Consider the following 5,783-nt stretch of genomic DNA (forward strand, 5'->3'; position numbering starts at 1 on the left):
GCAAAATTTTAGAATGTTGAGATTTTGGTATGGATTTAAAAGTGGGCATACCGAGAATTCGCAGTAATACACTGTTATGTTTCACGAGGTAGTGAGTGAGTAAAGAGTACACTGAGAATCTGGAGGAGATCGCAACCTATGGCTTCGATGCGATCGATCCTGATGAAAAGGTAGAGGTTAATTTGAAAGACCTAATGTATGTATTCTCTACCTTACAGGAATATCAGAGGTTCTTTCATCAGCCATTACACTACCAAACAATGGAAGATATTGAGAGGTTTCTGGGTTCTGTAAATGATCAGGCAGCCTTTAAGTTGCTTCATACATCAATCCACGAAAAAATGCGAAAAATGCTTCCAAAACACGTTGAAGAAAAATACGGAGAGGGTGACTTTGATTCACCAAAGCTGCCTTTCTACTACGATGAAACAAGGTAAAAACATAACAAGGCCAGGCACAATCGCCCCTTCGGGGCTGGACCTCCGCACTGCGTGCTCCGGCCTGTGCTGGCGGCGTTATACAGAGGAGTAATCGAATGTCTGCGCGTAAACCTCGATATATGAGGGTCATCTACTACGACAGAGACCAGCGCACCTGTAATGTGTCGGGAGTGATTACCGATGACACAGCGATTACGAATCGTACTTGCGAACTTCAGGAATCTGGGCGAAACGTCAATATCTCTACAACCACGCCGGAGATAGATAGCGGAAAAGTACCTTCAAAAGAAGCTTTGTTGAAACAGCTCCCGGAAGGGTACCGGTACGACTCGGGGTTGTCTTGGTGAGCGCCGGAAATCTGTATAACAAGGCAATTAAATTCGTTCCGGCCCGATGGGCCTCCACCGGACGCCCTTGTCAGGGCGCCGTTTATTGCTGGCGTTATATTTATTCCTCAAAGATGTGGAGATTATTTTGAGCAAAGCATATTTGAAAATTTACGGTGACGGGAACTATGATGCTGAGCACGCTGAAGTATTCTTATTCAGAATAACCACTTGTTATAAGTCTATTTTATTGCTTGATAAAATTTTGCAGGCTGCCATTGGTGGGCGAATAGCTTCAATTTATCCAAATCCAGTGATGCCCTATATTTCTTCAGAGGATGATAGGTTACACATATCGTCAGTAGAGTTTCATTCTCCAGGTTTCTGGGAATTCTTAGGGAAACTAAACCCACTTGAAGTAATTCGACAGTATCTAACTGATAGACATGAAAGAGAGAAAGATAATAATTATAGAAATAAGCATGAAGAAATAAAATTAAATCTAGAAAATAGAATACGTTCATTAGAGTATGTTTCCAAAGTAGTAAATACACTTCGGGATGCAGGTGTACCTGAAAAGCAAATTAGCATGCTTGTTCAAGAGCATATCGTTTTACCTTTAGCAAGCCTAGACCTTATGTGTGAGAGTGGGTATGTGAAAAATGTTGAACTTGCAAAGCCTAAAAAAGAATCGGTTTTCGATGAAACGGAAATATAACAATACGTGCCAGATGACATTGTGGTCGGCGTTGAGTTTTGTGTATGGCTACGCCATGTTACACAAAACTCAACGCCAACTACAATGCAGCTGCACTCTGCGTTAGGTAAAGCTGTACATGGAAATTTTGGTTGCTGTAATTAGCTTACTTGTTTTCGGGGTATTTCTCGCTGTAGCTATAGTGCTATCCAGAATTCCCGTTTTAGGCGACGCTTTAGATTTCTTTGCAGAATTAGCCAGTGGACCTCGCTTTGTATATCTTGCTTGGCCGTTTCTACTATCAAGCTCTTACAGAAAAGAGTTAATTCTCGAGCATAAAAATAGAATTAAGTGGTTAGCTTGGGTAGAGTATTTTTTGGCAACAATTGTGTTTCTTGCAATTTGCGCCATTGGGCTTTTAGTCATACATCACAATGTTAATAGGCTCTTGCTACAAGGCGCTTTTTTAGAGTAGTTTACCTAACAATCGCATAAACTCGCTCGCAAGCTCGCTGGGACAAAAACACGTAGGCTCCCTTCGCTTCGCTTGGTATTGTAGCCTACGTGTTCTTGCCCGTTATGCGGGCCGTTAGGCTCTCATCAAACTTAGGAGTAAAATTTAGCATGTGGAGATGGGATCAAGGTAGGTTAACGTATTTTTCCCTAGATAAAATTCGAAAAATTGCGTCCGCTATAGTCGAATTAAATGGCGTTAATCTAAGAGCAACTGAAGATCCGCTCAGAGGGGTTATGCCTACAGCGGTTGGATTACCCTTCAAGCCCGATAATTACAGGGTGTGGAGGAATTATGCTCGAGTATTTAAAATTTTAGGTCTGGCGAGTAGTATTAATGACCAGTTAGTTGCAACGGATCTATGCAAAAAGCTTGTTGCCAGCGGCGAAGATTTTCTGACCTACGATGAATATATCCAATATATAGCTAGAACTTTTTATTATCCGTCGCCAATTTTTCAAGGATTCAACGACACTTCAAATCAAACATTCCCTTTTTGCGCTATTTTGAAGCGCCTCATTGCCAATGCCTATTCTACAGGGGAGCCATTCCTATCAGTCGAATCAGTTTTTTCAGAATTGATTGGCAATAGTGTAAGTGGCTTTGAAAATATTCCACATTATCGAAGCCTAGCTCAAACCACTGTATCTGGCTCAGGAGATCAATTGCGCCAGGTTCGGGAAATGCTAATTTTCATTAGCCAGCTTAGCTATTTGTCATGGCTGGATGGCAAGCTGTTTATTGATATGGGGGCGTTGTCAAACCTTGGAGCAGAAGAGTTAGATGCTTTGGTGAAACCTATAGTGAGACCACGGAACCCTGACTCTGAACTTGAAATTCAAAATATTTGTAACATCGGTGAGTTGGAGGGTCTGTCTTTTGATCTCAAGGAGCCAGTTAGTGTTGATGATATTACCTTTACAGAAGGTAAAAAAATCAGAGTTACACATCTCAGAACAGAGAGGAATAGAAAGGTAGTGCGTCACTACTTTGAAAACTCAACCAAACCCCGATTATGCGATGTTTGCGATACCGAAGTAGCTTCGAGATACCCGTGGTTGGAAAATCTGATTGAAGTTCATCATATATTACCGCTATCTTCGCCTCTTCATGTTGACAAAGGTGGCACCTCAATGAATGATCTTGTAGGTCTTTGTCCTAACTGCCATAGAGCTACACATGCCTTCTACCGCAGCGAGCTAACTGGTCAAAAAATATCCGATTTTACTTCAGAAGAGCATGCGAGAGAAGTTTATGGCATGGTAAAGTCCCAATTTGTTTCAGTTTAGAGTAAACTGTACAAAAAAACAGTTATGGAAAGTTCGATGGTACCAGAATCTTATGTCAAACCCCTTTCAAAAAAGCTAGGCAGCTTGATTGAAGAGGCTCTTTCAAGTGGAGAAGAACTTGAATCAATTCTAGAGCGAGAGGGTCTTTCATACGAAAACCTAAGATATGAATTAAGCCCCTCTCCACAACTATTCGACTCTAATTACAGAACCCTATCTGATTATCGAAAACCATTTCATGGTGTGCCAGTAGTTAGCTTTTTTTCAGGCTGTGGCGGTTTAGATTTAGGCTTTGAGGCTGCTGGTTTCGATCACTTTTGCCTAATCGAGCATTCTGAAATATTTTGCGATACCCTGCGGGAGAACCGCGATTGGGAGGTTTTAGGGCCTCCTTATTCAGACGGTAACGTATCTCAAAGAAGAAAGTTATCGGCGCAGCTTGACAAATTGGGACTTAAAAAGAATTTTAACGGAGTATTTGTTGGTGGCCCTCCTTGCCAATCGTTCTCTATTGCTGCGAACCAAAGATTTTCGAAAGATGGTGAAAACTTCAAACGTGTAGGGTTTGAGCATGAAACAAATGGAAACCTCTTGTTTGATTATGTTTGGTACATAGAAAAGTATCTACCAAAAGCTTTTTTGATTGAAAATGTTTCCGGTCTAATTGATGTGGATGGCGGCAAACAATTATCCAAAGTTTACGAGTCACTGACTAAAAAAGGATACACACTGCACCAGCCGCTTAAAATTAATGCTGCGCACTATGGGGTCCCCCAGCAAAGAGAAAGAGTGTTCATCGTTGGTTATAAGGGTAAAAAGAAGTTTTCTCCACCAAAGCCTCATGCAGAGGTAATAGCGTGTATTAACGCCCTAGTAAATATCGACGAGTCTTGCCCAAACCATATAACAAGAAAGCACAAGGCGAACTCTGTCTCACGCTACGTAAAATTAGACATAGGGAAACGTGATAAATTGGGAAGGGTCGATAGATTAGATCCTAGCCTACCATCCAAGACTGTAATAGCAGGTGGTTCTTCAGGAGGAGGTCGCTCTCATCTTCATCCATACATACCAAGAACACTGAGTGTCAGAGAGTCGGCTCGACTACAGACCTTTCCTGATGATTACGTGTTTACTGGCTCATCTGCCAGGCAGTTTACTCAAGTTGGAAATGCCGTCCCCCCTGTTCTCGGCGCTCAATTAGCCCAAGCTATATACGAAAGCTTTTTCCAAAAAGCCTAACAAGGCGCTGCACTCGGACAAATTTACGTTGCGCTCCAATTTGCCGGTGAGCGCGGCGTTAGGCTCTTATTCAGAGATCGAAGAAAATGGAAATACTTACAGATCTTAAGTGGCAAGATATCGTAGCAATACTTGGTCTTATTGCCGGTGTGGTTACAGTTATTGCCTACATTGACCAAAGAAGAAAGTCGGCATCTGACAAAAAGCTAATAGATTTTGTTGAAAGACATTTGGAGAGAGATATATCAAAGGAGGAAATTCTTGATCTGCAAACACAGAAAAGAAAAATGGAGGAAGAAGTATCCATATTGGTTCCTCAACTAGCAAGACAAGCTGCATTAAGGCAGCAAGAGCATATGCTGCAAACTAGCCTGCTGTCTTACTATGTAGAATGGAAAAAAGCTAAAGAAGAGCTGGATAGCTTAGAGATTGAAATTTCTTTGGACGAGAAGCTCGAAAAAGCCGTACTTGACAGAATGGTTCCCGAATACGAAAGGAAAGAAAAAGAACAATCGTACAAGGATCGCCTTACTATTCTTTCCATGGGTATTGTTTTTGCGCGCTACATCCTGCCTTACACAGTTGAAGATATTGTTCAAATTATTTTGGCAATTGCCCTAGGAATAACTCTGTTTCAGTATATGGCTGCAAAATATCAAGGTTCAAAACATTCCAAACAAGCAGCAAATGCCATACTGGGGCTTTATATTTTCACCGGAGTGGTCTTTTTAGTTTTTGGTGCTGGGCTTATTACATATAGCGATTGGGATACTGAAATAGCTTTCGGCTACGCATTTTCTTTTTTTGGCTTGCTAAGTCTTGCAGCAGTGAAGTGGATAAGAGCCAAAATCTATAAATACCTCAAGTATGAGCCTAACAAGTCAAGTCAGCAGGACGCCAGCGAAGCTGGCGCCTCTGCTTGAGGCGTTGGTATGACTCCCTTTGTCAACCCTGAACGAGTGCTTCCCTGACATTCTCTCAGTCCATAATCAGTCTTTTTTTCTCACTTAAAATAAATGAGCTAACGCACCGGATGAGGCAGTAATGTCGTCGGTTTTCATGCTGGTATGATTCCGGGCTTCCTGCCCTTCACTTAAAGCCAGCCTGCGGCTGTTCAAAATCATTCCCGATGATTTTGTCGTAGGTTACTTACTCAAAGAATAAGCAGAGCTGACCTTACTCAATCCGCCGTGGCACCTTCTCATCAGTCTATGCTCGTGGGTCAATCACGGTTAAGTGGTTGCCATCATAACGCCCTCGTAGGTTGTGCCACAT

The 5,783-nt window shown here is 42.0% G+C and carries 7 protein-coding genes; all 7 read left to right on the top strand.

The window, feature by feature from the left end:
• Positions 1-95: 95 nt before the first annotated feature.
• The 7 genes from HJG39_RS18680 to HJG39_RS18710 all read left to right on the top strand — a co-directional run bounded on the left by HJG39_RS18680 (position 96) and on the right by HJG39_RS18710 (position 5,431).
• Positions 96-437 (top strand): hypothetical protein, encoded by a 342-nt coding sequence (locus HJG39_RS18680; protein ID WP_268411859.1) that lies wholly within the window; start codon positions 96-98, stop codon positions 435-437.
• Positions 438-535: 98 nt separating this feature from the next.
• Entirely contained in the window at positions 536-787 is a 252-nt protein-coding gene (locus tag HJG39_RS18685; protein WP_268411861.1) for a hypothetical protein, read from the top strand.
• Between the two features lie 127 nt (positions 788-914).
• Entirely contained in the window at positions 915-1,484 is a 570-nt protein-coding gene (locus HJG39_RS18690) for a hypothetical protein (RefSeq protein ID WP_268411863.1), read from the top strand.
• A 118-nt stretch (positions 1,485-1,602) separates the two neighbouring features.
• A complete protein-coding gene (locus tag HJG39_RS18695) occupies positions 1,603-1,938 on the top strand; it encodes a hypothetical protein (protein WP_268411864.1) in 336 nt (111 codons plus the stop codon).
• A 149-nt stretch (positions 1,939-2,087) separates the two neighbouring features.
• Positions 2,088-3,266 carry an HNH endonuclease gene (locus HJG39_RS18700; protein WP_268411866.1) on the top strand — a complete coding sequence of 393 codons (1,179 nt, stop codon included), beginning with the start codon at positions 2,088-2,090 and terminating at the stop codon, positions 3,264-3,266.
• Positions 3,267-3,302: 36 nt separating this feature from the next.
• Positions 3,303-4,508 (top strand): DNA cytosine methyltransferase, encoded by a 1,206-nt coding sequence (locus tag HJG39_RS18705; protein WP_268411867.1) that lies wholly within the window; start codon positions 3,303-3,305, stop codon positions 4,506-4,508.
• An 86-nt stretch (positions 4,509-4,594) separates the two neighbouring features.
• The gene (locus tag HJG39_RS18710) at positions 4,595-5,431 is read left to right on the top strand and encodes a hypothetical protein (RefSeq protein WP_268411869.1); all 837 of its coding nucleotides are present in this window, start codon (positions 4,595-4,597) and stop codon (positions 5,429-5,431) included.
• Positions 5,432-5,783: the final 352 nt, after the last annotated feature.

This window comes from Alteromonas sp. a30 (genome assembly GCF_026788005.1).
GTDB lineage: Bacteria > Pseudomonadota > Gammaproteobacteria > Enterobacterales > Alteromonadaceae > Paraneptunicella.

Bases quoted from the DNA above. Each gene is read 5' to 3' on its own strand.
- HJG39_RS18705 (WP_268411867.1), top strand. From the start codon at position 3,303: ATGGTACCAGAATCTTATGTCAAACCCCTTTCAAAAAAGCTAGGCAGC.
- HJG39_RS18685 (WP_268411861.1), top strand. From the start codon at position 536: ATGTCTGCGCGTAAACCTCGATATATGAGGGTCATCTACTACGACAGA.
- HJG39_RS18700 (WP_268411866.1), top strand. From the start codon at position 2,088: ATGTGGAGATGGGATCAAGGTAGGTTAACGTATTTTTCCCTAGATAAA.
- HJG39_RS18695 (WP_268411864.1), top strand. From the start codon at position 1,603: ATGGAAATTTTGGTTGCTGTAATTAGCTTACTTGTTTTCGGGGTATTT.
- HJG39_RS18710 (WP_268411869.1), top strand. From the start codon at position 4,595: ATGGAAATACTTACAGATCTTAAGTGGCAAGATATCGTAGCAATACTT.